This window comes from Kocuria salina (assembly GCF_013368965.1).
In the GTDB taxonomy this organism is placed as follows: Bacteria; Actinomycetota; Actinomycetes; order Actinomycetales; family Micrococcaceae; genus Kocuria; species Kocuria rosea.
Genome location: NZ_SSSF01000009.1, coordinates 86,108 through 109,705 on the forward strand (window position 1 = coordinate 86,108; position 23,598 = coordinate 109,705).

Below are 23,598 nucleotides of genomic sequence, written 5' to 3' on the forward strand. Positions count from 1 at the left end.
CGCGGGGGCACCGGAGGGCTCCCGGCGGCCGGAGCAGGCGGCCTCGGTAGTATGGGGAGGACGATTGTCCGAAGCCGGGCGACGACGCGGGGCACGCTCCCGGGGTCGGCGCCCGGCGAGAGCGAAAGAGTTCCAGCGGTGACAGAACGTCTCGAATCCGACGACCAGCCCACGCCCCGCCCCGTCCCCGCCCCGGGACCCGTGCCGAAGCCGGGGGTCCCCCGGCCGGGCGCCCCCGCGGCGCCGGCGCAGGCCTCCCCCGGCCCGGCTCCCACGCCCGCGGCCGTCCCGGCGGCCCCGGCCGCGGCCCCGGCGGCGCCGGCCCTCGCCTCCCCGGAGTCCGTGGCCCGCGCCCGGGCCTTCGGGCGCGTCACGGAGGACGGACACGTCTACGTGGTCGTCGACGGCGAGGAGGTCCTCTGCGGCCAGTTCCCGGACGCGACCGAGGACGAGGCCCTGGGCTACTTCGCCCGGAAGTTCGACGACGTCGAGGCGCAGGTGGCGCTGCTCGAGCAGCGCGTGGCCGCGGGCGCACCCTCGGCCGACATGCAGAGCACCGTGGACCACCTCGCCGAGCAGGTCGGCCAGCGCAAGATGCTCGGGGACGTCAAGGCCCTCGAGTCCCGGCTGGAGGCCCTGCGCCCGGCGATCCGGGAGCTCGAGGCCGCCGAGCGGGCCGCCCACGAGGCGCAGCGCGCCCAGAACGTCGCGGCGCGGGAGGCGATCGTGGCGGAGGCGGAGCAGATCGCCGCCCAGGACCCGCAGCGCACGCAGTGGAAGCAGTCCTCGGCCCGGATGGCGGAGCTCTTCGACCAGTGGAAGACCCACCAGAAGTCCGGCATCCGTCTGGGCCGGGCCGCGGAGGACGCCCTGTGGAAGCGGTTCCGCACGGCGCGCACCACGTTCGACCGGCACCGACGGGCGTTCTTCTCGCAGCTGGACGCCGACAACTCCGAGGCGAAGAAGGCCAAGGAGGCCCTCATCGCCGAGGCGGAGGCCCTGTCCGGCTCCACCGACTGGGGCGCCACGGCCGCGGAGTACCGCCGTCTGATGGACCGATGGAAGGAGTCCAAGCGTGCCTCCAAGAAGGACGACGACGCCCTGTGGGCGCGCTTCCGCGCCGCCCAGGACACCTTCTTCGCGGCGCGCAAGGCCGACAACGACCGGATCGACGAGGAGTTCGAGGGAAACCTCGCCGTGAAGGAGCAGCTGCTCGCCGAGGCGAAGGCGCTGCTGCCGATCACGGATCTCAAGGCCGCCAAGCGCGCCCTGGGCGACATCCTGGACCGGTGGGAGCAGGCGGGGAAGGTCCCGCGCGCCCACATGCGCCGGGTCGAGGCCGAGCTGCGCACCGTGGAGGACGCCGTGCGCCAGGTCGAGGACGAGAAGTGGCAGCGCTCCAACCCGGAGACGAAGGCACGGTCCAACTCGATGCTCACCCAGCTCGAGTCGAAGATCGAGGACCAGGAGGACGCGCTGGCCCGGGCGCAGGCCACCGGGGACACCAAGCGCGCGGCCAAGCTGGAGGGCGAGCTCGCCACCAGCCGCCAGTGGCTCGAGACGCTGCGCCGTTCGGCGGCCGACCTGCGCTGACCCGGGACGCCCCGGAAGGCCCCGCGGCCGCGCTGTCCACAGCGCGCCGCGGGGCCTTTCCCGTGCCGCGGCCGTGGACGAGAGTGGGCCCATGGACGCCCCGCCCTGGCACCCCGACACCCTGTTCCTGCCCGCACGGCCGTTCTCGCGCGCCGAGCTCTCGGCCCTCGTCACGGACGGAGTGCTCGTGCCCGTGGTGCTGGAGGCGCACGTGCTGCGCGGGCGCCCGGTGACCCGGGCGGTGAAGGTCGCGGCGCTCGAGGCGCAGCTGCCGCCCCACCTGCTGCGGCGCGGGGTGCTCGGGCGGCTCTCCGCGGCGTGGTTCTACGACTGCGCCGGGCGCCCCAGCATCCTGCCGGTGCTGCTGGACAAGCTGCGCCGCACCACGATGTCCCCCGTGCCGGAGGGCCTGGCGCTGCACCAGGTCACGCTGGGCGGCTACGACGTCCACGACGCCGGGCCGGTGCACGTCACCACGCCGCTGCGCACCGCGGTGGACCTGGCCCTGCACGTGCCGGGAAAAGAGGGGACCGCGGCCCTGGAGAAGCTCATGCACGCCCCGCACCTGCACTGCCCGCCCCCGCTGGTGCAGGCCGCGCTCGAGAGCTTCGAGCGGATGCCCGGCCGGCAGGCGGCGCTGCTGCGGGTCCGCCGCGCCGCCCGCGCCGTCGGCCGCCCCCTGCGCTGACGGGGCGGCCGGGCGGCTCACCGACCGGAGGGCTCCGAGATGGGGCGGTTGCCCGAGGTGCGGTAGACGTCGTAGACCCCGTCGATCCGGCGGACCTGGTTGAGCACGTGGTCCAGGTAGCGGGGGTCGCCCATCTCGAAGGCGAAGCGGGAGATCGCCAGCCGCGACTTCGAGGTGTGCACGGACGCGGAGAGGATGTTGACGTGGTTCTCGGAGAGCACCCGGGTCACGTCCGAGAGCAGGGACCTGCGATCCAGGGCCTCCACCTGGATCTCGACCAGGAACACGCTGGACTGGGTGGGCGCCCACTCGACCTCGACCACCCGCTCGGTGGAGGTGAGGGCGAGCATGTTGGCGCAGTCCTTGCGGTGCACGGAGATCCCGGCGCCGCGGGTGACGAAGCCCATGATCTCGTCCGGCGGCACCGGGGTGCAGCAGCGGGCCAGCTTGACGTAGACGTCCGAGGCGCCCTGGACCGTCACCCCCGAATCGGACACGCGCGGGCGCACCGGCTGGGTGGCGATGGTGGTCTCCGCGAAGTCCTCCTCCGCGCCGTCGGCCCCGCCGAGGTCGCCCACGATCTTCGCGACCACGTCCTGGGCGCTGACCACGTCGGAGCCGATCGCCTCGTAGAGGGAGCTGATGTCGGTGCGGTGGAAGTCCTGCGCCACCGCGAGCAGGGACTCCTGGGTGAGCGTGCGCTGCAGGGGCAGGTGGTGCTTGCGCAGGGCGCGGGTGAGCGCGTCCTTGCCCTTCTCGATGGCCTCCTCGCGGCGCTCCTTGGAGAACCACTGGCGGATCTTGTTGCGCGCCCGCGGGGACTGCACGAACTTCAGCCAGTCCTGGGACGGTCCGGCGTGCTCGGACTTGGAGGTGAGCACCTCCACCCAGTCCCCGTGCTGGAGCTCCGAGGACAGCGGCACGAGCTTGCCGTTGACCCGGGCCCCGATGGTCTTGTGCCCCACCTCGGTGTGCACGGCGTAGGCGAAGTCCACGGGCGTGGAGCCGGCGGGCAGGGCCATGACCTCGCCCTTGGGGGTGAAGACGTACACCTCGGACGTGTTGATCTGGTAGCGCAGGGAGTCCAGGAACTCGGAGGAGTCCTGGGTCTCCTCCTGCCAGGACACGAGCGAGCTCAGCCAGGCGAGGTCCCCCTCCATGGCCTTCGGGGTCGCGGAGTTCGCCTGGTTGGCCTGGTCCTTGTACTTCCAGTGCGCGGCCACGCCGTACTCGGCGCGGCGGTGCATCTCGTGGGTGCGGATCTGGATCTCCACGGGGCGCCCGTCCGGGCCGATCACCGTGGTGTGCAGTGACTGGTACATGTTGAACTTCGGCATGGCGATGTAGTCCTTGAACCGCCCCGGCAGCGGCCGCCACCGCGCGTGCAGGGCGCCCAGCGCCGCGTAGCACTCGCGCACCGTGCTCACCAGGACCCGGACCGCCTGCAGGTCCTGGATCTCGTCGAAGTCCTTCCCGCGCACGATCATCTTCTGGTAGATCGAGTAGTAGTGCTTGGGGCGGCCGGTGATGGTCGCCTCGATGCCGGCCTCGGAGAGGTCCAGGGCGATCCGCTCGCGGATCTTGGCCAGCGACCGCTCGCGCTGGGGCTGGCGCTCCCCCACCATCCGCACGATCTCCTCGTAGACCTTGGGGTAGAGCGCCGCGAAGGCGAGGTCCTCGAGCTCCCACTTGATGGTGTTCATCCCGAGCCGGTGGGCCAGCGGGGCGAAGATCTCGAGGGTCTCGCGGGCCTTCTTCGAGGAGGAGGTCTGGGAGACGAAGCGCCAGGTGCGGGCGTTGTGCAGGCGGTCGGCGAGCTTGATGACGAGCACGCGGATGTCCTTGGCCATCGCCACGATCATCTTGCGCACGGTCTCGGCCTGCGCGGCGTCCCCGTACTGGACCTTGTCCAGCTTCGTCACGCCGTCCACGAGGGCGGCGACCTCGTCGCCGAACTCGGCGCGCAGCTGCTCCAGGGTGTAGTCCGTGTCCTCGACCGTGTCGTGGAGCAGGGCGGCCACCAGGGTGGCGCCCGTCATGCCGAGCTCCGCGAGGATCGTGGTCACGGCCACGGGGTGGGTGATGTAGGGGTCGCCGCTCTTGCGCTTCTGGCCCTCGTGGCACTTCTCGGCGACCTTGAAGGCGCGCTGGAGGACCTCGAGGTCCTCCTCGGGGTGGGTGGCGCGCACGGTGTGCAGCAGCGGCTCGAGGATCGGCGAGTGGTCCATGGGCCGGCCGGAGAGGTAGGACAGGCTCGACCGGGTGCGGTCGCTGCGGCCCGGGAACACGGCCCGCCCCAGCATCGGCCGGGACGCGGGCACCACGTAGTGGGTGCCGGCCATGTCCGAGCGGCGCGGCGGGGTCGGTGCGGCGCTCTGGCCCGTGGGGACGGCCCCGTCGTCGGACGAGCTCATGGCCGGGACTTCCTTCCCAATCGATGCACGCGGGGCGGCGGCCGTGCGGCCGCCGCCCCTGTCCTCGTCCCCGGTCCGGGTCCGACGTGTGCTGCTGTGGCGGTCCGCACCTGCACGGCCCGCCCTACGGTGGCTACAGTCTAGTGCGCGAGCGACTCCTCGGCGGCACGCTCGGCGGACGCCCCCGCACGGGCCTCCTGCTCCTGGACGGCGGGCTCCCCGCGGCGCAGCAGCGCGTAGAGGGGCGCGGCCACGAACAGGGTGGCGGCGGTGCCCACGATGATCCCGACGAACAGGGACAGGGACAGGTCCTTGAGGGTGCCCGCGCCCAGGACGAGCCAGCCGATGAACAGGATCGAGCCCACCGGCAGGATGCCGACCACGGAGGTGTTGATCGAGCGCACGAGCGTCTGGTTGACGGCGAGGTTCACCTGGTCGGAGTACTTCCGTCCGGCCAGCTCCGGCGGGGCCGTGCCGTCGAGCAGGCCCTCGGTGTTCTCCCGGACCTTGTCGAAGACCACCACGGAGTCGTAGAGCGAGTAGCTGAGCACCGTGAGGAAGCCGATCACCGCCGAGGGGGTGACCTCGAAGCCCACGAGCGAGTAGATCCCGGCGGTGATCGCCACCGAGGCGAGCATGCCGGCGACCGCCGAGACGGACATCTTCCAGGTGCGGAAGTACAGGGCCATCAGGGCGGTGGCCAGGACCACGAAGACCACCAGGCCCTGCAGGGCCTGGCTGGTGACGCCGGCGCCCCAGGTGGGCCCCACGAAGTTGGAGGTGACCTCCTGCTCGCTCACGCCGTAGGCCTCGACCAGGGCGTCCTTGACGGCGAGCGTCTGGTCGTCGTCGAGCTGCTCGGTGCGCACCCGGACGGTCTCCGGGGCGATGTTGGTGACCTCGACCTCCGCGGCGTCCGAGGAATCGGCGACGGCCTGCTGGCCGGTCTCGATGTCCGGATCGGCCACGGCGGACACGGTGAACTCGGACCCGCCGGTGAAGTCGATGCCGAGGTTGAAGCCGCCCTTGGCGACGGGCACGAGCAGGGAGAGCAGCACGAGGACGCCCACGATCGCGAGCCACCGCTCGGCCCGGCCCACGAAGGGGTAGGAGGTCCGCCCGCTGTGCAGGGCGTTGCCGAAATCTGCGAACCGGGACATCAGGCGTTCTCCTCGGGGGTGCGGGCGGCGGACGACGGCGCGCCGACCGGCGCGCCGTCCGGTGCTACCGCGGACGGGGGGTCCTGCGGCGCGGTCCGTCCCGCGCGCCGGCGCCGCTCGGCGATGGTCAGCCCGTCGTGCTCCGCCGAGGGCTCGCGCAGCCGGCCGGCGCCCCGGTACAGGGGCACCGCGTCGAGGGCCTCGGGGCTGAGCCCCGAGTGCTTCCCGCCGCCGCCGAAGTAGCGGGTGCGGGCGAGCATGACCATCACCGGGTGCGTGAAGAGGAAGACGACGAGGAGGTCGGCGATCGCGGTCAGCCCGAGGGTGAAGGCGAAGCCGCGCACGTTGCCCACGGCCACGAAGTACAGCACCGCCGCGGCCAGCAGGTTCACGGCCTTGGACGCGAGCACGGTCTGGCGGGCGCGCTGCCAGCCGTGGTCGACCGCCGCGGGGATGGAGCGGCCGCTGCGGATCTCGTCGCGGATGCGCTCGAAGTAGACGATGAACGAGTCGGCGGTCTGGCCGATCGCCACGATCAGGCCCGCCACGCCGGCCAGGGACAGCCGATAGTTCGCGGACCAGCCCAGCAGCGTGATCGCCAGCCAGGTGAGCACGCCCGCGACCACGAGCGAGCTGATGGTCACCAGGCCCAGCAGCCGGTACTGGAAGAGCGAGTACACGCACACGAGCACCAGGCCGATGATCCCGGCGATGATGCCCATCCGCAGCTGGTCGGCGCCCAGGGTCGCGGAGATCTGCTGCTCGGACTGGATGTCGAAGCTCATGGGCAGCGCGCCGTACTTGAGCTGCTCGGCCAGGAACTGCGCCTGCTCCTCGGTGAACTGACCCGTGATCTGGGCCTGGCCGTCGGAGATCACGGCGTTCATCGACGGGGCGGAGACCACCTGGCCGTCGAGCAGGATCGCGAACTGGCTGCGGGGGTCGCCGGGCGTGGCGCTGCCGATGCCGTAGAGCCGCTCGGAGAGCTCCCGGAAGGTGTCCGTGGCCTCGGGGCCGAACTGCAGGTTCACGGCGAACTGGTTCAGGGAGACCCCGGTGGAGTTCTGCGCCGTCCCGTAGGACGCGTCCTCGATCCCGGTGCCCTGGATCTCGACCGGGCCCAGGAGGTACTTGGTGCCGGTCTCGGGCTCGCAGGCGATGGTCGGGGCGTCGGCGTCCTGGGCCTCCCGCTCCTCGGGGGACTGCGGCACGGTGCAGTCGGCCTCCTCGAACTCCCGGAACAGGTCCGGGGTGATCCAGTTCGGGTCGGAGGCGTCGGTGGGCTCGGCCGTGGGCTCGGGCACCTCGTCCTCGGCGACGCGCTGGTCCTCGGGCACCGGCTCCGCCGCGGCGGTGGTGAGCACGGGCCGGAAGTTCATCTGCGCCGAGGTCTGGATGAGCTCGCGGGTCTGGGCGGAAGGCACGCCGGGCATGGAGACCACGATGTTGTTGCCGGACTGGGTGGCGATCTCCGCCTCCGCCACGCCCGAGCCGTCGACGCGCTGGCGGATGATCTCGACGGCCTGGTCCAGCTGCTCGGCGGTGATCTCCTGGCCGGCGTCCTCCCCCTGCAGGGAGGGGGAGAGGATCATCTGCGTCCCGCCCTCCAGGTCCAGGGCCAGCTTGGGGCCCCAGCCGGTGCGGTCGGTGCCCGCGCCCCAGGCCAGGAGCCCGGCCAGCAGGGCGAGCAGCACGGCCAGCCCGATCAGGGACCGCCGGGCGGTCGAGAGGGCGGCCCGCACCCCCGAGCGCGCCGGCGCGGTCGAGCCGCCCCGCCCGGACGGGCCGTCCGGGGCGGCGGGCCCCGGGTCACCGGGGGTCTTGCGTGTGGTCAGTGCCATGGTCTTCCTTACGAACGACGGCCCGGTGGGGCCGGGCCTGTGCATGGGAACGGGCCGACCAGTGGTCGGCCCGTCGTCCCGCGTGGGGGGTCAGTCGTTGCGCTGCCCGGGCTCGCGCCGGGCGTCGTCGTCGAGGGGTTCGACCGGGGTCGATCCCGCGCCGGGGGCGTCGGGCTCGACCACCGACGGCGCCGCCTCGGTCTCGGCGGCGGGGGCCGCCTCGTCCTCGACGACCGTGGTGACGGTCTGCAGGTGCACGGTCACGGCGGTGCCCGGGGCGATCTCGAGGACCACCTTGTTGGTGTCCCGGTCGATCGAGCGCACGGTGCCGTAGAGGCCGTAGTTCGTCATGACCTCGGTGCCGGGGCCCATGGCCGCCTGCTTCTCCTTGACCTGGGCCACGGCCTTCTTCTGTCGGCGCATGGGCAGCCAGAGCAGGAGCACCATGGCCACGAGCATCAGGGGCAGCAGCCAGGCCGTGCTGCCTCCCGTGGGCTGGGCGGCCTGGGCGGGGAGGGACTGGACGAGGAGGAGCGGGCTCACGGACTTCCGTTCGATCGGTGGTGGGTGTCCTCACCATGGTAGGTGATCCGGCCCGTCAGCGTCCTGGACGGCACCCGGGAGGCAGCCCCCGGGTCTGCGGCCGCGCTCAGTCCTCGAACAGCGGCGGGACGTCCTCGTCGGCCGGGGCCGCGGCCGTGCCGCCGAAGGCGGCCCGCAGCCCGGGGTCCTTGAACGCCGCGTGCTCGGGCGGGCGCAGGCCCAGGTGGTCCCAGGCGGCGGCCATCGCGATCCGGCCCCGGGGGGTCCGGCCGAGCAGGCCCTCGCGGACCAGGTAGGGCTCGGCCACGGTCTCGACCGTCTCCGTCTCCTCCCCCACGGCGATCGCCAGGGTGGACAGGCCCACCGGCCCGCCCCCGAACTTCGTCACGAGCGCCTCGAGCACCGAGCGGTCCAGCCGGTCGAGACCGCGGGTGTCCACCTCGTACATGTCGAGGGCCGCGGAGGAGGTGCGGGCGTCGATCCGGGGGATGCCGTGCACCAGCGCCCAGTCCCGCACCCGGCGCAGCAGCCGGTTGGCGATGCGCGGGGTGCCCCGGGAGCGGGAGGCGACCTCGGCGAAGCCCTCCGCGGTCATCGCGAGGTCCATGAGACCGGCGGAGCGGCGCAGCACGAGCTCGAGCTCCTCCACGGAGTAGAACTCGAGGTGACCGGTGAAGCCGAAGCGGTCGCGCAGCGGGCCGGGCAGCAGGCCGGCCCGCGTGGTGGCGCCGACCAGGGTGAACGGCGGCAGGTCCAGCGGGATGGAGGTGGCGCCGGCGCCCTTGCCCACCACGATGTCCACCCGGAAGTCCTCCATGGCCATGTAGAGCATCTCCTCGGCGGGCCGGGACATGCGGTGGATCTCGTCGAGGAACAGCACCTCTCCCTCGGTCAGGGAGGACAGGATCGCGGCGAGGTCGCCGGCGTGCTGGATGGCCGGGCCGGAGGAGATCCGCAGGGGCGCGCCCATCTCCTCGGCGATGATCATGGCGAGGGTCGTCTTGCCCAGACCGGGGGGACCGGAGAGCAGGACGTGGTCGGCGGAGCGGCCCCGCAGCCGCGAGGCCTCGAGCACCAGGGACAGCTGCTGGCGCACCCGCTTCTGCCCCACGAACTCGTCGAGGTTCGCGGGCCGCAGCGCCGACTCGAGCTGCTTCTCGTCGGGCTCGTCCTCCCCCGAGACCAGCCGGTCCCGGGAGTTCACGGCGGCGCCGTCGTCGCGGGCCACGCTCAGGCCCCTCGCTCCGCCGGGACCCGGGGCCCGGCCTTGGCCGCGCCGAGCCACCCGAGCACGGTGCGCAGGATCGCGGGCACGTCACCGGAGGCGGCGAGCTCCTCCCGGCCGGAGAGGGCGTCGGCGATGCCCCGGGCGGCGTCCTTCTCGTTCCAGCCCAGGCCCACGAGGGCCTCGAGCACCTGCTCCCGCCACGGCTCCATCGGGGCGGCGGGGGCCGGCTGGGCGGGACGGTCCGGGACGATGAGCTTGTCGGCCAGCTCCAGCACGATCCGGCGGGCGCCCTTGGGGCCGATGCCGGGGACGGTGGTGAACGCCTTGGCGTCCCCCTGCGCGATGGCGCGGTGGACGGCGTCCGGGCCGAGCACGGAGAGCACCGCCAGCGCCGTGCGGGGGCCCACGCCGCTGACGCCGAGCATGATCTCGAAGACCTCGCGCTCGGCGGGGCTGCGGAAGCCGAAGAGCAGCGGGGACTCGTCCTTGCGGGCCACGTACGCCGTGTCGAGCCGGACCTCCCCGCCGATCCGCAGGCCGGACAGGGTCTCCGGCGTCGCCTGGACCTGGACGCCGAACCCGCCCACCGCCACGACGGCGGTGGTGAGGCCGACGTGCTCGACCTGTCCCGTGATGGACGCGATCACCGCGCAACTCCTTCCCGTGCCCGGCGGGGGCCGTGCACGGTCGATCGAACAGATCTACGAATGACGACCACTCTAGCAGTGGGCGCCGGCTCAGCGGCGCCCGCCCCGCTTGGCGCGGTGCTCCGCCTCGGCCCAGGCCCGCTGGGCGGGGGTCATGCCGGAGCGGGCGGCGGCCAGGGGGCGGGCGCCCTGGTGCGTCTCGGTCCGGGCCGTGGCGTCCACGCCCGTGCCGCCGCCGCGCCAGCCGTGGCAGATGGCGATGGCCAGGGCGTCGGCCGCGTCGGCGGGCCGGGGCGCCTCGTCGAGCCGGAGGATGCGCACCACCATGCGGGCCACGGACGCCTTGTCGGCCCGCCCCTCCCCCGTCACCGCGGCCTTGACCTCGGACGGGGTGTGCCAGGCCACCGGCACGCCGTGGCGGGCGGCCGAGGCGATCACGGCGCCGGAGGCGTGGGCCGTGCCGATGACGGTGTTCACGTTGGTCTGGGCGAACACCCGCTCCAGGGCGAGGGCGTCGGGACGGTAGCGCTCGATCCACCGCTCGGTGGCCTCCCAGATCCGCAGCACGCGCACGTCGAGCGGGTCGGCGGCGTCCGTGCCGGCCACCCCGACGTCCACGAAGGACGCGGTGCGGTTGCCGGCCATGTCGATCAGGCCGAACCCGCACCGCGTCAGTCCGGGGTCCACCCCGAGGATCCGCTGCGTGGCCGTGGTCAGTCCTCGGAGTCGAGCTGGGCCAGGACCTCGGCGGGGATGTCCGCGTTGGCGTAGACGTTCTGCACGTCGTCGAGCTCCTCGACGGCGTCGACGAGGCGCAGGAACTTCCGGGCGCCCTCGGCGTCGAGCTCCACGAGCATGCTCGGGCGGAACTGCGGGTCGTCGTTGTTGTACTCGAGCCCGGCCTCGTCGAGGGCCGCGCGGATCGCGGGCAGGTCGGTGGCCTCGGAGACGACCTCGAAGACGTCCTCCTGCTCCACGACCTCGTCGGCGCCGGCGTCCAGGACGGCCATGAGGACGTCGTCCTCGGTCAGCCCGTCGGTGCGGGTGACCTCCACGACGCCCTTGCGCTCGAAGAGGAACGCCACGGAGCCGGAGTCGGCCATGGTGCCGCCGTTGCGGGTCACGGCCACGCGCACCTCGGAGGCGGCGCGGTTCTTGTTGTCGGTGAGGCACTCGATGTACAGCGCCGTGCCCTGCGGGCCGCGGGCCTCGTAGAGGATCTCGGTGTAGTCGACGACCTCACCGGTCAGGCCGGCGCCGCGCTTGACGGCGCGGTCGATGTTCGCGACCGGCACCGAGTTCTTTTTGGCCTTGGACACGGCGAGGTCCAGCGCCGGGTTGCCCGCGGTGTCGGGCCCGCCCATGCGCGCGGCCACCTCGATGCCCTTGATGTACTTGGCGAAGGCCTTCGCCCGCTTGGCGTCGATCGCGGCCTTCTTGTGCTTGGTCGTGGCCCACTTGGAGTGTCCTGACATGCGTCCCTCCTCGGGAAGTCGTTCGCGGTCGGCCGGGACGCGTCGTGCGTCGTCCCGGCACGGCCCGCCCCGGCGGTGGCCGGGACGGGCCGGAGAAGTCCCGGTCCATTCTACCGGGTGCGCGCCGCCCCGGCCGGGGCCCTAGCGGGGCCGGGCCTGCGCGACCTCCCGGGCCCGCTCGGCCAGGGTGTCGTCCAGCGGTGCGGCGTCGAAGACGCCGAGCCGGCGCTCCACGGCGGCGCGGATGAGGTGGTCGGCCACGGCGGGGTTCTTGGGCAGCATCGACCCGTGCAGGTAGGAGCCCACCACGTGGTGCACGCGGGCGCCCTCGGTGCCGTCCTCGCCGTTGTTGCCCGCGCCCTTGAGCACCCGTCCCAGCGGCGTCTGGTCCGGGCCGAGCCGGGTGACCCCGGAGTGGTTCTCGTAGCCGACGACGGTCCCGAACTCCGGGGACTCCAGCACGATGTTGCCGATCAGGCGGGTGGGCCCGCCCACCGTGGTCAGGTCGAGGATGCCGATGCCGGGCAGGGTCTCGCCGGCGCCGGTGCGGAACTCGTGGCCGAAGAGCTGGTAGAGGCCGCAGATCGCGAGCATCGGCACGCCGTCGGCGGCCATGGCCCGCAGCTCGGGGGCGATCCGCTGCAGGTCCTCCTGGACCCGGAACTGCCCCGAGTCCTGGCCCCCGCCGCCCACCAGCAGGTCGGCGTCGGGCGGGAAGGGGTCCCCGGGGTTGTGGTCGCTCAGCCGCACGGCGAAGCCGTACTTCTCCAGCCGGCGCTTGAGGGTGAGGGTGTTGCCCCAGTCCCCGTAGATGTTCATGTCCCGGGGGTAGAGCTGGACGAGGTGGACGGTGCGGTCGGTCACGGGGGCTCCGCTCAGATCTCGGCGACCTCGGCCACGCGGGACAGCTCCCGGCGCAGCTCGAGCATGGACGTGTAGGTGCAGAAGACGCGCATCGGCCGGTCCCCGGCCCCGGCGACGAAGCGCCGCAGGGCGTCGCCGAGGCCCGGGACCACCTCGCGCACCGCGACCTCGTCGTAGTCCAGGCGCAGGGCCATGTCCCACGCCCGGGTGCCGGAGACCACGTCCACGCCGCCGGAGCGCAGGGAGTGGAAGTCCACGTCCCACAGCCAGGAGACGTCGCGGCCGTCGGCGTACTCGTCGTTGATGGCGACCATCGTGGCGTAGTCGCCCGGCCGGGCCGAGGCCAGGGAGAGGCGGAAGCCGGCGGGGTTCTTCACGAGCAGCAGCTGCAGCGGCCGGCCGTCCACGGTGATGGTCTCCCCGCGGCCGAAGGCGGGGGTGACGCGGGAGAGCTCGTCCACCAGCGCGGCGCGGTCCGCGTCGGGGCCGGCCACGGCGAGCGCCAGCGCGAGCGCGGCCGCCGCGTTGTACATGTTGTAGACGCCGTAGAGCTCCACGGTGGTCTCGACGGCCTCCCCGCCCACCGTGAGCCGGACCCGGTTCGCCTCGAAGGACGTCAGCTCCACGTCGGCGGCCGGCCGGGGCGCCAGCTCCGCCTCGTGGTCGGCCTCGGCGTCGGGTCCGCCGGCCGAGCGCATGTCGTCGTCGGAGGGGAACATGGGCCGCAGCGGGGCGGACAGCCCGAACCAGCGGGTCTGCGTGCCCTCGGGGACGTGCTCCGCGAGGGACACGATCCGGGGGTCCTCCCGGTTGAGGACCACGGTGCCCGTGGTGGCCGCCGCGATCTGGGCGAGCATCCGCCGGGTGGTGTCGATCTCGCCGAAGCGGTCGAGCTGGTCGCGCATCACGTTGAGCAGCAGCGCGTGGCGGGGCTTGACCTGCTTGACGAAGTGCACGGCGTGCGCCTCGTCGAGCTCGAGCACGGCGACGTCCGCGTCGAGGCGGCCCGTGAGGCTCATCTCCCCGAGCAGGGCGGCGGCCACGCCGCGCACGAAGTTGGAGCCGGTGCGGTTGGTGAAGACCCTGTAGCCCTGCGAGCGCAGCAGCTGGACGGCCATCTTGGTGGTGGTCGTCTTGCCGTTGGTGCCGCTGATGAGCACCACGCCGTGCGGCAGCTTCGCGAGCTCCTCGGCCACGAACCCGGGGTGCAGCCGCTCCATCACGAGGCCGGGGAAGGCGGAGCCTCCGCCGCGCAGGGTGGTCAGGTACCGGATGCCTTGGCCGAGCAGGCGCACGTGGGGTCTGGACATGCGCTCCATCCTATGGTCTGCGCCCCGGCGGCGGCGGGCACCCGGGTGCGCCTGGGGCGGGCGGTCCGCGCGTCCCCCCAGGCCGCAGGGGGGACGGGCGACGACGACGCACGACACGGTGTCGCGGCGGGGTGCTGTGGACGGGCGGCGCACCGGCCGTAGGGTCGGACCATGAACGCCGCCGGCCCCGCCGTCCCTCCGTCCGTTCCGCCTCGCCGGATGCCGCCCTGGTGGGTGGTCCTGGCGTGTCTCGGCGGTCTCCTGGTGCTGGGCGGGGCGCTGCTGGTGCTGCTCCACCCGGCGGAGGCGTCGTTCGGGTGGTTCGCGGAAGCCTCGCCGGGCGACGCGGCGTTCCCGGCCATGACCCTGGTGACCCCGGAGGCCACGGCGGGGTGGGCCGGTGTGGTGGCCGGGCTCGTCCTGTGGGCCTTCTGCGCCGGCTGGCTCCTGGGCCGGCGCGCCTCGCGGCGGTGACCGGAGGGTCGAGGCCCTCGGCCGCGCCGTGCCCTCGGGTCAGGCCCGGTCCACGAGGTCCTCGACGGCGGCCGCCTCAGGCAGGGCGGCCCGGCTGCTCCGGTCCCTGCGGCGGAGGGTCCAGCGGTGCGTCGACGGCGTGGAGCTCGTTGCTGAGGCCGGTGCCGTCGAGGCCGTCCAGCGGGGTGATGTCCACGACGATGCCCGTCTGCACGTCGAGGTGCACGCGGTAGACCGTGGCGAGGTCGCCGCTGGTGAGGGTCGGGTCCTCACGGCCGTACTCGTGGATCCGGCTGGCGGCACTGTCCAGCAGAGGGCAGCACCCGCACCGCGGGGTGTAGCCGTTCCCCCGGTCCTCGCCGGCACCGAGCAGCGGCCGGCAGGCGGCCGACCAGGTGAGGCGGCCCCGCAGTGTCGTGGCGACGACCTCGCTGACGTCCACTCCCCGGCTCAGCTCGGCCGGGTCGAGCATGGCCGTCCACCGGTAGTCCTGCCACATCGGATCACCGTGGTCGAAGTGCCAGTCCTCCGGGCGCCGGGCGACCAGACCGTCCGGGCGCAGCACCACCTCCGGCTCCGGCGGCGGCGGTGACGGAACGGCGCCCTCCGCGTCGTCGTCGCAGGTCACCAGACTCACCGCCGCACCGTAGGGAGGCCCTTCGGCGACCTCGACGCCCCCGGAGGAGCGGACGACCACACGGCCGAGCCGCCGGTCGAGCCAGGCCTCGACCGGTTCGCCGTCCGGAGTGCTCCCGGCGTCCCGCTGCCGCCGGTGGGTGAAGTGCACGGTGGTGAACCGCCACGGCGAGCTGCGCGCCAGTGCGCGGAAGTCGTCGGCCGTGGGGACCTCGGGCAGGGAGTCACCGCTCATGCGACCGAGTAGAGCACATCCCGGTACTGTCGGACCATGACCGGGCAGGAGCTGTTCCCCATCGTCAACTGTGCGGATCTGGTCGGCACCGGGGCCTTCTACGAAGAGGTGTTCCACGCCGTGCAGACGTACCGGTTCCCCGGGACGGGAGAGCCGGTCTTCCTCGTCCTGCGGGTGGGAGACGGTCAGCTGGGCCTGGGCGTCGGCACCACGGCGGCACGGTACGGCGACACCCCGTTGCCCGCGACCGGCCACGCGGTGGACCTGTGCGTCTACGTCGAGGACCTTCCGGCCGTCCTCGACGCCGCCCGCCGGGCCGGTGCGGCCGTGCCTGTCGATGCGGAGGCCATGCCGTGGGGCGAGACCGTCGCCTACGTCCGTGATCCCGAGGGCACGATGCTGCTGGTCGTCCAGTCCGGTGCGGACTGAGGGATCCTGGGCTCCTGCCCACGGGCCGGCCCCTGGTCCGGAGAACACCACCGACGATTCGCAGAGGAGGCAACGCCAGTGGATCGCGACGTCGACCCGGTTCCCCCGGAGGGGTCGGGCCCTTCCCCGCACGTGCGCGCGGAGCCTTCCTCGAGGGCCCCTGCCGCGCCCCGGCCCGCTGCCGGAGCCGACGCGCAGCGGCGGGAGGTCAAGGCCGCCCTGGCCCGGCGGACAGCTCCGCTGTGGCCGGTCCACGCGGCAGTGCGGCCGACGACGACGGCGCCGACCCGGCGTGACCGGCAGCAGGTGCTCCGGCGGGCCGGACTGGAGCTGCAGCACCACGCGCTGGTGCTGCGCCGGATCACCACCGCCTACGCCGTGGCCGTGGCCGGGCCGCACTTCGAGGCCGGGTGGACCGTCGCCGACGTCCTGCACGCCCTGGACTGGACCCCGCAGGGCGTGCGCTACACCCACGACTCGGTGACCGGGATCGAGAACCCAGGCGCCTGGTTCGCCGCCCGCCTGCGCACCTGGACCCACCAGGACGGCACCCCGATGCGCTCTCCGGACCAGCGCGCCGCGGCGGAGGCCGAGCAGCGCCGCGCCGAGGCGGTGGCGGCCGCCCGACGCCACGCCTCCCCTCGGCCCCGGCAGCAGACCGCCGGGACGGACACCGGGGCCGCGGAGCCGGCCGTCGAGCCGCCGGGGACGACGGACCCGGATCGGCGGCCCTTCCGGGTGCGCTGGGCCGCCCAGATCGCCGCAGGCCGGGCGGAGGCGAGCCGGGGGGCCGGACGTCCGTGAGCCGGGGGCGCGGATGCCGCGCCCCCGGGGCGGGGTCCTACCGGACGGGCGGCCCCGTCTCCGCGGTGGCCGCCGGGGCGGTCCGGGCGACGGCGGCGTGGGCCGCGGCGATCTCGTGCACCCGGTCCCGGCACCGGTACCAGCCGAGGACCAGCAGCGGCACGAGCAGCAGCAGGGAGGCGACGGTCCAGGTCCCGATCGGGGAGTCGAAGGCCATCAGCACGACGACGGTCACGAGGAACGCCAGGGTCAGCCAGCCGGTGAAGGGCGCGCCGGGGAGCCGGAAGCCGGGGCGCTCCGCCCTGCCCTGCCGGGACCAGGAGACGAGCCGGAGGTGGCAGAGCATGATCATCGCCCAGGCGCTGATGATGCCGACCGAGGCGAGGTTCAGCACGATCTCGAAGGCCTGGGCCGGCACGAGGGCGTTGAGCACCACGCCCAGCACGGCCACCGCCGCCGTCAGCACGATGCCGCCGTACGGGACGCCGGCCCGGTTCATCCGTCCCGCGAAGCGGGGGGCCGATCCGGCCAGGGACATCGAGCGGAGGATCCGGCCCGTGGAGTAGAGCCCGGCGTTGAGCGAGGACAGGGCCGCGGTGAGCACCACGAGGTTCATCACGGTGTCCATGCCGGCCACGCCGATGGAGCCGAAGAACGTCACGAACGGGCTCTCCCCGGCCTTGTAGGCGGTGTAGGGCAGGAGCAGGGACAGCAGGGTCAGCGACCCGACGTAGAAGACCGCGATGCGCACGATCACCGTGTTCACGGCGCGCGGCATGACCTTCTCGGGGTGCTCCGTCTCACCGGCCGCGGTGCCGATCAGCTCGATGGACGCGTAGGCGAAGACCACGCCCTGGATCACGACGACCGCCGGCAGCAGACCGTTGGGCAGGAGCCCGCCGTTCTGGCCGATGAGGGACAGGCCCACCTCCTGGCCGTCGGCCGGGGTGCCGAAGAGCACGAGCCAGATCCCGACCACCAGGAAGGCGGAGAGCGCGGCCACCTTGATGAGGGCGAACCAGAACTCGAGCTCGCCGAAGACCTTGACCGAGACGAGGTTCAGCCCAAGGACGAGCAGCAGGGCGGCCAGGGCGTACTGCCACTGGGGGACGTCCCCGATGGGAGCCCAGTACCGGGCGAAGAACTTCATGTACAGCGCCACGGCGGTGATGTCCACGATCGCGGTCATGGCCCAGTTGAGCCAGTACAGCCAGCCGGTGAAGAACGCCGCCTTCTCGCCGTAGAACTCCCGGGCGTAGGAGACGAAGGAGCCCGAGGACGGGCGGCGCACGACGAGCTCGCCCAGGGCGCGCAGGATGAGGAACGCGAAGAAGCCGCAGACCGCGTAGACGAGCACAAGGGCGGGCCCGGCGCTGGCCAGCCGCCCGCCGGCGCCCATGAACAGGCCGGTGCCGATGGCGCCGCCGATCGCGATCATCTGGATCTGCCGGGGCTTGAGCCCCTTGTGGTAGCCCTCGTCCTCCGCGTGGAGCACGTCGAGGGCGGCGGTCGGTGGCTGGGCCGGGGTGGCGTGGCGCCGGTCCGGGTGGTGGACGGACACAGGGGGCATGGCTCGGTCTCCTGGGTGGTGGCGGAAGAGCTCGTGGACGGGTCAGACGGTGAGGTTGGCGAGGCGCTCCGGGCGCAGGATGCGGCCCAGCTCCTCGGCGGTCAGCAGACCGCGCTCGCGCACCAGCTCCGCGACGCCGGCGCCCGTGACCAGGGCCTCCTGGGCGATCGCGGTGGCCGTGGCATAGCCCAGGTGAGGGTTCAGCGCGGTCACCAGGCCGATGGAGTGCTCCACCGACGCGCGCAGGTGCTCCTCGTTGGCGGTGATGCCGCGCACGCAGCGCTCCGTGAGCGTGGTGCAGGCCGCCCGGAGGTGGGCGACGCTCTTGTGCAGGCTGTGGACGATGATCGGCTCGAAGGCGTTGAGCTGCAGCTGTCCGCTCTCGGCGGCCATGGTGATCGTGACGTCGTTGCCGATGACCTCGTAGGCGACCTGGCTGACGACCTCCGGGATCACCGGGTTGATCTTGCCCGGCATGATCGAGGAGCCGGACTGCACGGCGGGCAGGGTGATCTCGCCCAGCCCGGCCCGGGGCCCGGAGGAGAGCAGCCGCAGGTCGTTGCAGATCTTGGACAGCTTCACGGCCACCCGCTTGAGCACCCCGGACAGGTGCACGAAGGACCCGACGTCCTGGGTGGCCTCCACGAGGTCGACGGCGGTGACCAGCGGCAGGCCGGTCACGGCGGCCAGGTGGCGGCAGGCCGCGGCGGCGTAGCCGTCCGGGGCGTTGAGCCCGGTGCCGATCGCCGTCGCCCCGAGGTTGATCTCGTGGACCAGCAGGCTCGCCTCGGCGAGGCGCTGGCGGTCCTCCCGGATCATCACGGCGTAGGTGCCGAACTCCTGGCCCAGGGTCATGGGCACGGCGTCCTGCAGCTGGGTGCGGCCCATCTTCACGACGGTGCGGAACTCGCGGGCCTTCGCCGCGAAGGCGTCCTCCAGCACCTCCAGGGCCGCGAGCAGCTCCTGCACGCCGGTGATCGTGGCGATCTTCACAGCCGTGGGGTACGCGTCGTTGGTGGACTGCGACAGGTTGACGTGGTCGTTGGGGTGCAGCCGGGAGTACTCCCCCTTCCCGGCGCCCAGCAGCTCCAGGGCCCGGTTGGCGATCACCTCGTTGGCGTTCATGTTGGAGGAGGTGCCGGCGCCGCCCTGGATCACGTCCACGCGGAACTGCTCGTGGAGGCGCCCGTCCAGGATCTCCTGGCAGGCCGCCACGACGGCGTCGGCCCGGGCGGTGTCGAGCAGCCCGAGCTCGTGGTTGGCGCGGGCGGCGGCGAGCTTCACGGCCGCCAGGCCCCGCACCAGGTGGGCGTGGTCGCCCAGGGGCAGGCCGGTGATGGGGAAGTTCTCCACGGCGCGCAGGGTCTGCACGCCCCAGTAGGCGTCGGCGGGGACCTGGCGGTCGCCGAGCAGGTCGTGCTCGGTGCGGAAGGCGGGAGCGGTCATGGTTCTCTCGGTTCTCTCGGGTGTCACGGGGTGGTGGACGGCAGCAAGACGGTGGGTCAGCGGGACGACGGGCGGTCTCTCTCGGAGCGGGGGGACAGCGGGCAGCGGCTCAGCGGGCGGCGGCGAGGGCGACGGCGTGCAGCGACCCCACGGTGCGGCCCCCGCCGAGCACGGGGACCCGGTCCAGGCCGGCGAGCGCTGCGGGGTCCACCGCGAGCCGCTGCAGGGCCTGCACGGTCACCGGCATCCGGGCGCGGTCGGCGCCGTCGGCGATCTTCACGGCCAGACCGCGCCCGTCCGGCAGGCCCACGAGCTGCAGGCCCTCGAAGCCGTCCTTGGCCAGCAGACCGGGGACCCCGCGCATGAGCTCCGTGACGTCGCGGCCCTCGCCGGCCACCTGCTCGGGGTGCCCGGTCATGGCGGACGCGACCCAGGCCTCGGGCGTGCCCGGGGCGGCGGAGGCCAGCCGGGCGAAGGCGGTGGCCATGCCCCGGAGGGTGACGGCGTGCAGGGGGGTGCCGCAGCCGTCGGTGCTGCCGGGCCCCAGCGGTTCGCCGGTCAGCTCCGTCACGACCTCGGCGATCAGCAGCTGCAGCGGGTGGCCGGGGTCGGTGTAGCCGGCCACGGGCCAGCCGTTGACCCGGCAGGTGGCGACCATGGCGGCGTGCTTGCCGGAGCAGTTCTGGGCCAGGCGGGTGGGCCCTTCGCCGGCGCGCAGGGCGGCGGCCCGTTCGGCGGGTCCGTACGGCAGGTCGGGCACGTTCTCCAGGGCGGTCTCGTCCGCGCCGTGGCCGGCGAGGATGCGGCGGGCGCCGTCGCGGTGCCGGGGCGCCCCGGAGTGGCTGGCCGCGGCCAGGGCCAGCAGGGGCCCGGACAGCTCGAGGCCGGCGCGGAGCATGGCCATCGCCTGCAGCGGCTTGAGGGAGGAGCGGGGGTAGAAGAGGGCCAGGGCGTCTCCGGCCTCGAACAGGATCCGCCCGGCGGCGTCCGTGGCCACGAGCGAGCCGTGGTGCACGCTCTCGACGACGCCGTCGCGGACCTGTTCGGCGACGGGCACGTGCTGCGGGCGGGCGGTGGACAGGGGTGCCCCGAGGGCTGTGGTGGTCATGCTGGGTCCTTGATGGAGGTGATCGGTGCGAGCGGGGGCGCGCGCCGGAGGGCGCCCCGCGCGGAACGGAGGGCAGGGTCGACGGCAGGACCACGGGCGAGCAGGGCGAGGACCGCGGCTGCTCGAGCGGAGGCCGGGGAGGCCGGAACAGTGGCCGGGACGGCCGGCAGGCTACTCGCCGGTGATGGCGCCGAGGGCGCCGCGCACGGCCGCGAGGTGGTCCTGCATGGCGGCTTCCGCCTCGTCGGCCGCGCCGTCGCGGATCGCGTGGAAGATGTGCAGGTGCTCCTCGTCCGAGCGCTTCTGGCGGGCCGCCACCACGTTGAGGGTCTCGGACTGGTGGAAGAGCGCCTCGCGGATGTCGGCGATGACCTTCTCGAACACCCGGTTGTGGCTGATCCGGGCGACGGCGGCGTGGAAGCTGGTGTCCAGCTCGACCCAGGCCTGGGGGTCGTCCTCGGCCGCCATCGCCGCCACGACGTCCTGCAGGAAGCGCACGTCCTCCTCGGTGCGGCGGCGCGCGGCGAGACCGGCCGCGGGGACCTCGATGTGCGGCCGGGCCTCGTGCAGGTCCCGGGCCGAGTACGCGCCCAGGGCCAGGTCCTCGGCCACCCGCTGGGAGACGACGAACGTCCCCTTGCCGGTGCGGCTGACGGTCAGGCCCAGCGCCGCGCAGGAGCGCAGCGCCTCGCGGATCACGGACCGGCTCACGCCGTACCCCTGGGCCAGCGCGGCCTCCGAGGGGAGTTTCTCCCCCACGGCGAGGCGCCCCTCCCGGATCTGCGCGAGCAGGTCCTTGAAGACGGCCTCCGCCGCACTGAAGCGCTCCACCGGCTGTCCGGCTGTCCGGCTGCCTGACAGGCTCATGTCGTCCAGCATGATACGGATCACACCGGACTGTCAAGGGGTCCCGAGCCGGTTTCCTGCACATCTCGTGCAGGTTCTCGCCAGGTCCGCCTGCTGTGCTGGAGCAGGCATCCCCAGACCCCGAGCGGAAGCAGGTGCATCATCGCCGCCAGAACCGCCGGCACCGCGCACCGGGACCGGAGCCGCCCCCTGCGCTCACTCCTCGCCCTGCTTCTCGCGCTCGGGATGCTGGCGGGAGCACTGGTGCTCCTCGGGCCCGGCCTGCTCAGCGGCCTGCGCGCCGGGGACGGCCGGCTGACCTGGGGTGCCGAGTGCGTCGTCGAGACCGCGGACGGAGCGGTCGGGCTCGACCGCGAGGAGGCGAAGCGGGCCACGACCGCGGTGGCGCTCGCCGCCCGCGGGGTGGAGGCCCCGGACACCTCCGGCCTCGACCCGGCGGTGCTGCGGCGCCTGGCCGACGGACCACCCGAGGACGCCGGCGCGAGCCTGAGCTGCCGGGGCTCAGCGGCCGACGACCTGCCGCAGCAGCAGCTGACCGCAACCGGCCTGACCCCGCGCGCCGAGCGGGTGCGCGCAGCGATGACCGAGGTGTTCGGAGAGCAGAGTCTGGGCGGGTTCGCCCCCGGCGGCGTCGGCCAGGGGCACGGCGAGGAGTCGACGCACTACGACGGCCGCGCCGTCGACGTCTTCTTCCGCCCCGTGACCGAGGAGAACCGGCGCGAGGGGTGGCTGCTGGCCCACTGGCTGGTCGCGCACGCCGAGGACCTGGACGTCCAGTACGTCATCTTCGACGACCGCTTCTGGAGCGCGCACAGCTCGCGGGGGCGGTGGCGGGACTACGACGCGCCCGAGCCCGGCAACGAGATCCTGCGCCACCTCGACCACGTGCACGTGGACGTGCTGCGGGGCGGTCCGGAGTGAGGAGCCGGTCGCAGCGCCGGGCCCCGGAACCGGCCTCCGCGTCGCGAACGATGACCACGGGAGGGGTGTGCACGGGCGACGCCCGGTCCTAGGGTGAGGAGCGGACCGGGCGGCTCCGGACGGGTCGGACCGCAGCGCCCGGGGACACCGGGGACCGAAGCCGGCCCCCGGGACGCGGTCCGCCGCACCCTTCGAGGAAAGGACCCGCCATGAGCGCCACCGACGACCTCCTGCACCACGCCGAGGCCTACGCCGCCGCCTTCACCAAGGGCGATCTGCCCATGCCCCCGGCCCTGCCGGTGGCCGTGGTGGCCTGCATGGACGCCCGGCTCAACCCCTACGGACTGCTGGGGCTGAGCGAGGGCGACGCCCACGTCATCCGCAACGCGGGCGGGGTGATCACCGACGACGAGATCCGGTCCCTGGTCATCAGCCAGCGACTGCTGGGCACCCGGGAGATCATCCTCATCCACCACACCGACTGCGGCATGCTCACCTTCACCGACGACGCCTTCACGGCACAGATCGAGGCCGACACCGGGATGCGCCCGCCGTGGTCACCGGAGTCCTTCACCGATCCCGACGACGACGTCCGCCGGTCCATGGCGCGGATCACCGAGAACCCCTTCGTCCCGCACCGGGACAGCGTGCGGGGCTTCGTCTACGACGTCACCGACGGCTCCCTCCGCGAAGTCCGCTGACTCCTGCACCGTCCTCCCACCCCGAGGGCCCCGCCACCCGGAGCGGGCGGAGGGACCCTGTTCGGGGTCCGGCGATCAGTGGGCGACCGTGACGCGGCGGCGGGAGATCGCCGGGCCAGGGCGCGACACGCGGGAGCGGCTGATCTCGCAGAAGCCGCAGCCCAGAGCTCCGCGACGCGGCGGACCCGGGCCCGCGGGGCTGCTTTCCGTCTCCGGGGACGGCCGGTTCCCCACAGGGGACGGCGTCGTGGGCTATGAATGGAACGACCACGGACGGACCCCCAGGAGGACACGGTGACGAAGCACGACGACTCCCAGCCCATCACCTCTGTCATCAACACGGGTGAGCTGATGCGGCAGCTGGCGCAGAAGGAGGCCGACCACCGACGCCGGGTCCAGGCCTGGACCGCCGACGGCGTCGAGGAGCTGACGGACACGGCGGAGCTGCTCGACATCGCCCTGCACCACAGCGACGTCGACGTGGCGGCTGCCGCGCTCGGCAGCGACCACCTGAGCGCCGCCGACCGTCGCCACGCGGCCGACAACGCCGCCGACCCGCACGTGCGTGCTGCCGCGCGGGCGGAGGCGTCCCGCCGCGGCGAGGACCGGGACGGGCACGGCTGACGACCCGCCGCTGGACGCAC

At 73.5% G+C, this 23,598-nt stretch carries 23 protein-coding genes; 8 read left to right on the top strand and 15 right to left on the bottom strand.

Going from position 1 to position 23,598, the window contains the following annotated elements:
- Positions 1–201: 201 nt before the first annotated feature.
- Positions 202–1,593 (top strand): DUF349 domain-containing protein, encoded by a 1,392-nt coding sequence (locus tag E7Z53_RS16305; RefSeq protein ID WP_176338273.1) that lies wholly within the window; start codon positions 202–204, stop codon positions 1,591–1,593.
- Positions 1,594–1,684: 91 nt separating this feature from the next.
- Entirely contained in the window at positions 1,685–2,281 is a 597-nt protein-coding gene (locus E7Z53_RS16310) for a type IV toxin-antitoxin system AbiEi family antitoxin (RefSeq protein WP_035928559.1), read from the top strand.
- 17 nt (positions 2,282–2,298) lie between these two features.
- Here the strand turns inward: E7Z53_RS16310 and E7Z53_RS16315 are convergent, their stop codons facing one another.
- From E7Z53_RS16315 to E7Z53_RS16360, 10 genes are all read right to left on the bottom strand, one after another.
- A complete protein-coding gene (locus E7Z53_RS16315; RefSeq protein ID WP_305808698.1) occupies positions 2,299–4,623 on the bottom strand; it encodes a RelA/SpoT family protein in 2,325 nt (774 codons plus the stop codon).
- A 212-nt stretch (positions 4,624–4,835) separates the two neighbouring features.
- Positions 4,836–5,855 carry a protein translocase subunit SecF gene (secF, locus tag E7Z53_RS16320; protein WP_176338220.1) on the bottom strand — a complete coding sequence of 340 codons (1,020 nt, stop codon included), beginning with the start codon at positions 5,853–5,855 and terminating at the stop codon, positions 4,836–4,838.
- Complete coding sequence (gene secD, locus E7Z53_RS16325) at positions 5,855–7,696, bottom strand: protein translocase subunit SecD (RefSeq protein ID WP_017832264.1); 1,842 nt, start codon at positions 7,694–7,696, stop codon at positions 5,855–5,857. The genes secF and secD overlap by 1 nt, the downstream gene beginning before the upstream one ends.
- Before the next feature lie 90 nt (positions 7,697–7,786).
- Positions 7,787–8,239, bottom strand: coding sequence for a preprotein translocase subunit YajC (yajC, locus tag E7Z53_RS16330; RefSeq protein ID WP_095650942.1), 453 nt, complete (start codon positions 8,237–8,239; stop codon positions 7,787–7,789).
- A gap of 106 nt (positions 8,240–8,345) precedes the next feature.
- Positions 8,346–9,443, bottom strand: coding sequence for a Holliday junction branch migration DNA helicase RuvB (gene ruvB / locus E7Z53_RS16335; RefSeq protein ID WP_440941489.1), 1,098 nt, complete (start codon positions 9,441–9,443; stop codon positions 8,346–8,348).
- Positions 9,444–9,469: 26 nt separating this feature from the next.
- Entirely contained in the window at positions 9,470–10,114 is a 645-nt protein-coding gene (gene ruvA / locus E7Z53_RS16340) for a Holliday junction branch migration protein RuvA (protein WP_176338222.1), read from the bottom strand.
- Positions 10,115–10,204: 90 nt separating this feature from the next.
- Positions 10,205–10,801 carry a crossover junction endodeoxyribonuclease RuvC gene (gene ruvC, locus E7Z53_RS16345; protein ID WP_232035300.1) on the bottom strand — a complete coding sequence of 199 codons (597 nt, stop codon included), beginning with the start codon at positions 10,799–10,801 and terminating at the stop codon, positions 10,205–10,207.
- 26 nt (positions 10,802–10,827) lie between these two features.
- On the bottom strand, positions 10,828–11,589 hold the full coding sequence (locus tag E7Z53_RS16350; protein WP_035928571.1) for a YebC/PmpR family DNA-binding transcriptional regulator: 762 nt from the start codon (positions 11,587–11,589) through the stop codon (positions 10,828–10,830).
- A 141-nt stretch (positions 11,590–11,730) separates the two neighbouring features.
- Positions 11,731–12,453: a type 1 glutamine amidotransferase gene (locus E7Z53_RS16355; RefSeq protein WP_176338223.1), complete on the bottom strand. Its 723-nt coding sequence runs from the start codon at positions 12,451–12,453 to the stop codon at positions 11,731–11,733.
- Between the two features lie 11 nt (positions 12,454–12,464).
- Complete coding sequence (locus E7Z53_RS16360; protein ID WP_176338224.1) at positions 12,465–13,772, bottom strand: Mur ligase family protein; 1,308 nt, start codon at positions 13,770–13,772, stop codon at positions 12,465–12,467.
- A 162-nt stretch (positions 13,773–13,934) separates the two neighbouring features.
- Here E7Z53_RS16360 and E7Z53_RS16365 point away from each other — a divergent pair, with 162 nt between their 5' ends.
- Positions 13,935–14,237: a hypothetical protein gene (locus tag E7Z53_RS16365; protein WP_126350178.1), complete on the top strand. Its 303-nt coding sequence runs from the start codon at positions 13,935–13,937 to the stop codon at positions 14,235–14,237.
- Between the two features lie 76 nt (positions 14,238–14,313).
- On the opposite strand, the gene E7Z53_RS16370 is transcribed toward E7Z53_RS16365, so the two are convergent.
- Complete coding sequence (locus tag E7Z53_RS16370) at positions 14,314–15,108, bottom strand: hypothetical protein (protein ID WP_176338225.1); 795 nt, start codon at positions 15,106–15,108, stop codon at positions 14,314–14,316.
- A 36-nt stretch (positions 15,109–15,144) separates the two neighbouring features.
- On the opposite strand from E7Z53_RS16370, the gene E7Z53_RS16375 reads away from it, so the two are divergent.
- Positions 15,145–15,537 (top strand): VOC family protein, encoded by a 393-nt coding sequence (locus E7Z53_RS16375; protein WP_017832254.1) that lies wholly within the window; start codon positions 15,145–15,147, stop codon positions 15,535–15,537.
- 78 nt (positions 15,538–15,615) lie between these two features.
- Positions 15,616–16,341 carry a hypothetical protein gene (locus tag E7Z53_RS16380; protein WP_146202110.1) on the top strand — a complete coding sequence of 242 codons (726 nt, stop codon included), beginning with the start codon at positions 15,616–15,618 and terminating at the stop codon, positions 16,339–16,341.
- Between the two features lie 37 nt (positions 16,342–16,378).
- Here E7Z53_RS16380 and E7Z53_RS16385 read toward each other — a convergent pair whose 3' ends face one another.
- The 4 genes from E7Z53_RS16385 to E7Z53_RS16400 all read right to left on the bottom strand — a co-directional run bounded on the left by E7Z53_RS16385 (position 16,379) and on the right by E7Z53_RS16400 (position 21,332).
- Positions 16,379–17,911, bottom strand: coding sequence for an amino acid permease (locus E7Z53_RS16385; protein WP_217905889.1), 1,533 nt, complete (start codon positions 17,909–17,911; stop codon positions 16,379–16,381).
- A gap of 42 nt (positions 17,912–17,953) precedes the next feature.
- The gene (locus E7Z53_RS16390) at positions 17,954–19,357 is read right to left on the bottom strand and encodes an aspartate ammonia-lyase (protein ID WP_176338226.1); all 1,404 of its coding nucleotides are present in this window, start codon (positions 19,355–19,357) and stop codon (positions 17,954–17,956) included.
- A 109-nt stretch (positions 19,358–19,466) separates the two neighbouring features.
- A complete protein-coding gene (locus E7Z53_RS16395; protein ID WP_176338227.1) occupies positions 19,467–20,465 on the bottom strand; it encodes an asparaginase in 999 nt (332 codons plus the stop codon).
- Between the two features lie 171 nt (positions 20,466–20,636).
- The gene (locus E7Z53_RS16400; RefSeq protein WP_176338228.1) at positions 20,637–21,332 is read right to left on the bottom strand and encodes a FadR/GntR family transcriptional regulator; all 696 of its coding nucleotides are present in this window, start codon (positions 21,330–21,332) and stop codon (positions 20,637–20,639) included.
- 225 nt (positions 21,333–21,557) lie between these two features.
- Here E7Z53_RS16400 and E7Z53_RS16405 point away from each other — a divergent pair, with 225 nt between their 5' ends.
- From E7Z53_RS16405 to E7Z53_RS16415, 3 genes are all read left to right on the top strand, one after another.
- A complete protein-coding gene (locus E7Z53_RS16405; protein ID WP_176338229.1) occupies positions 21,558–22,253 on the top strand; it encodes a hypothetical protein in 696 nt (231 codons plus the stop codon).
- A gap of 209 nt (positions 22,254–22,462) precedes the next feature.
- The gene (locus tag E7Z53_RS16410; RefSeq protein WP_109222673.1) at positions 22,463–22,954 is read left to right on the top strand and encodes a beta-class carbonic anhydrase; all 492 of its coding nucleotides are present in this window, start codon (positions 22,463–22,465) and stop codon (positions 22,952–22,954) included.
- A 294-nt stretch (positions 22,955–23,248) separates the two neighbouring features.
- Positions 23,249–23,578 carry a hypothetical protein gene (locus E7Z53_RS16415; protein ID WP_035928593.1) on the top strand — a complete coding sequence of 110 codons (330 nt, stop codon included), beginning with the start codon at positions 23,249–23,251 and terminating at the stop codon, positions 23,576–23,578.
- Positions 23,579–23,598: the final 20 nt, after the last annotated feature.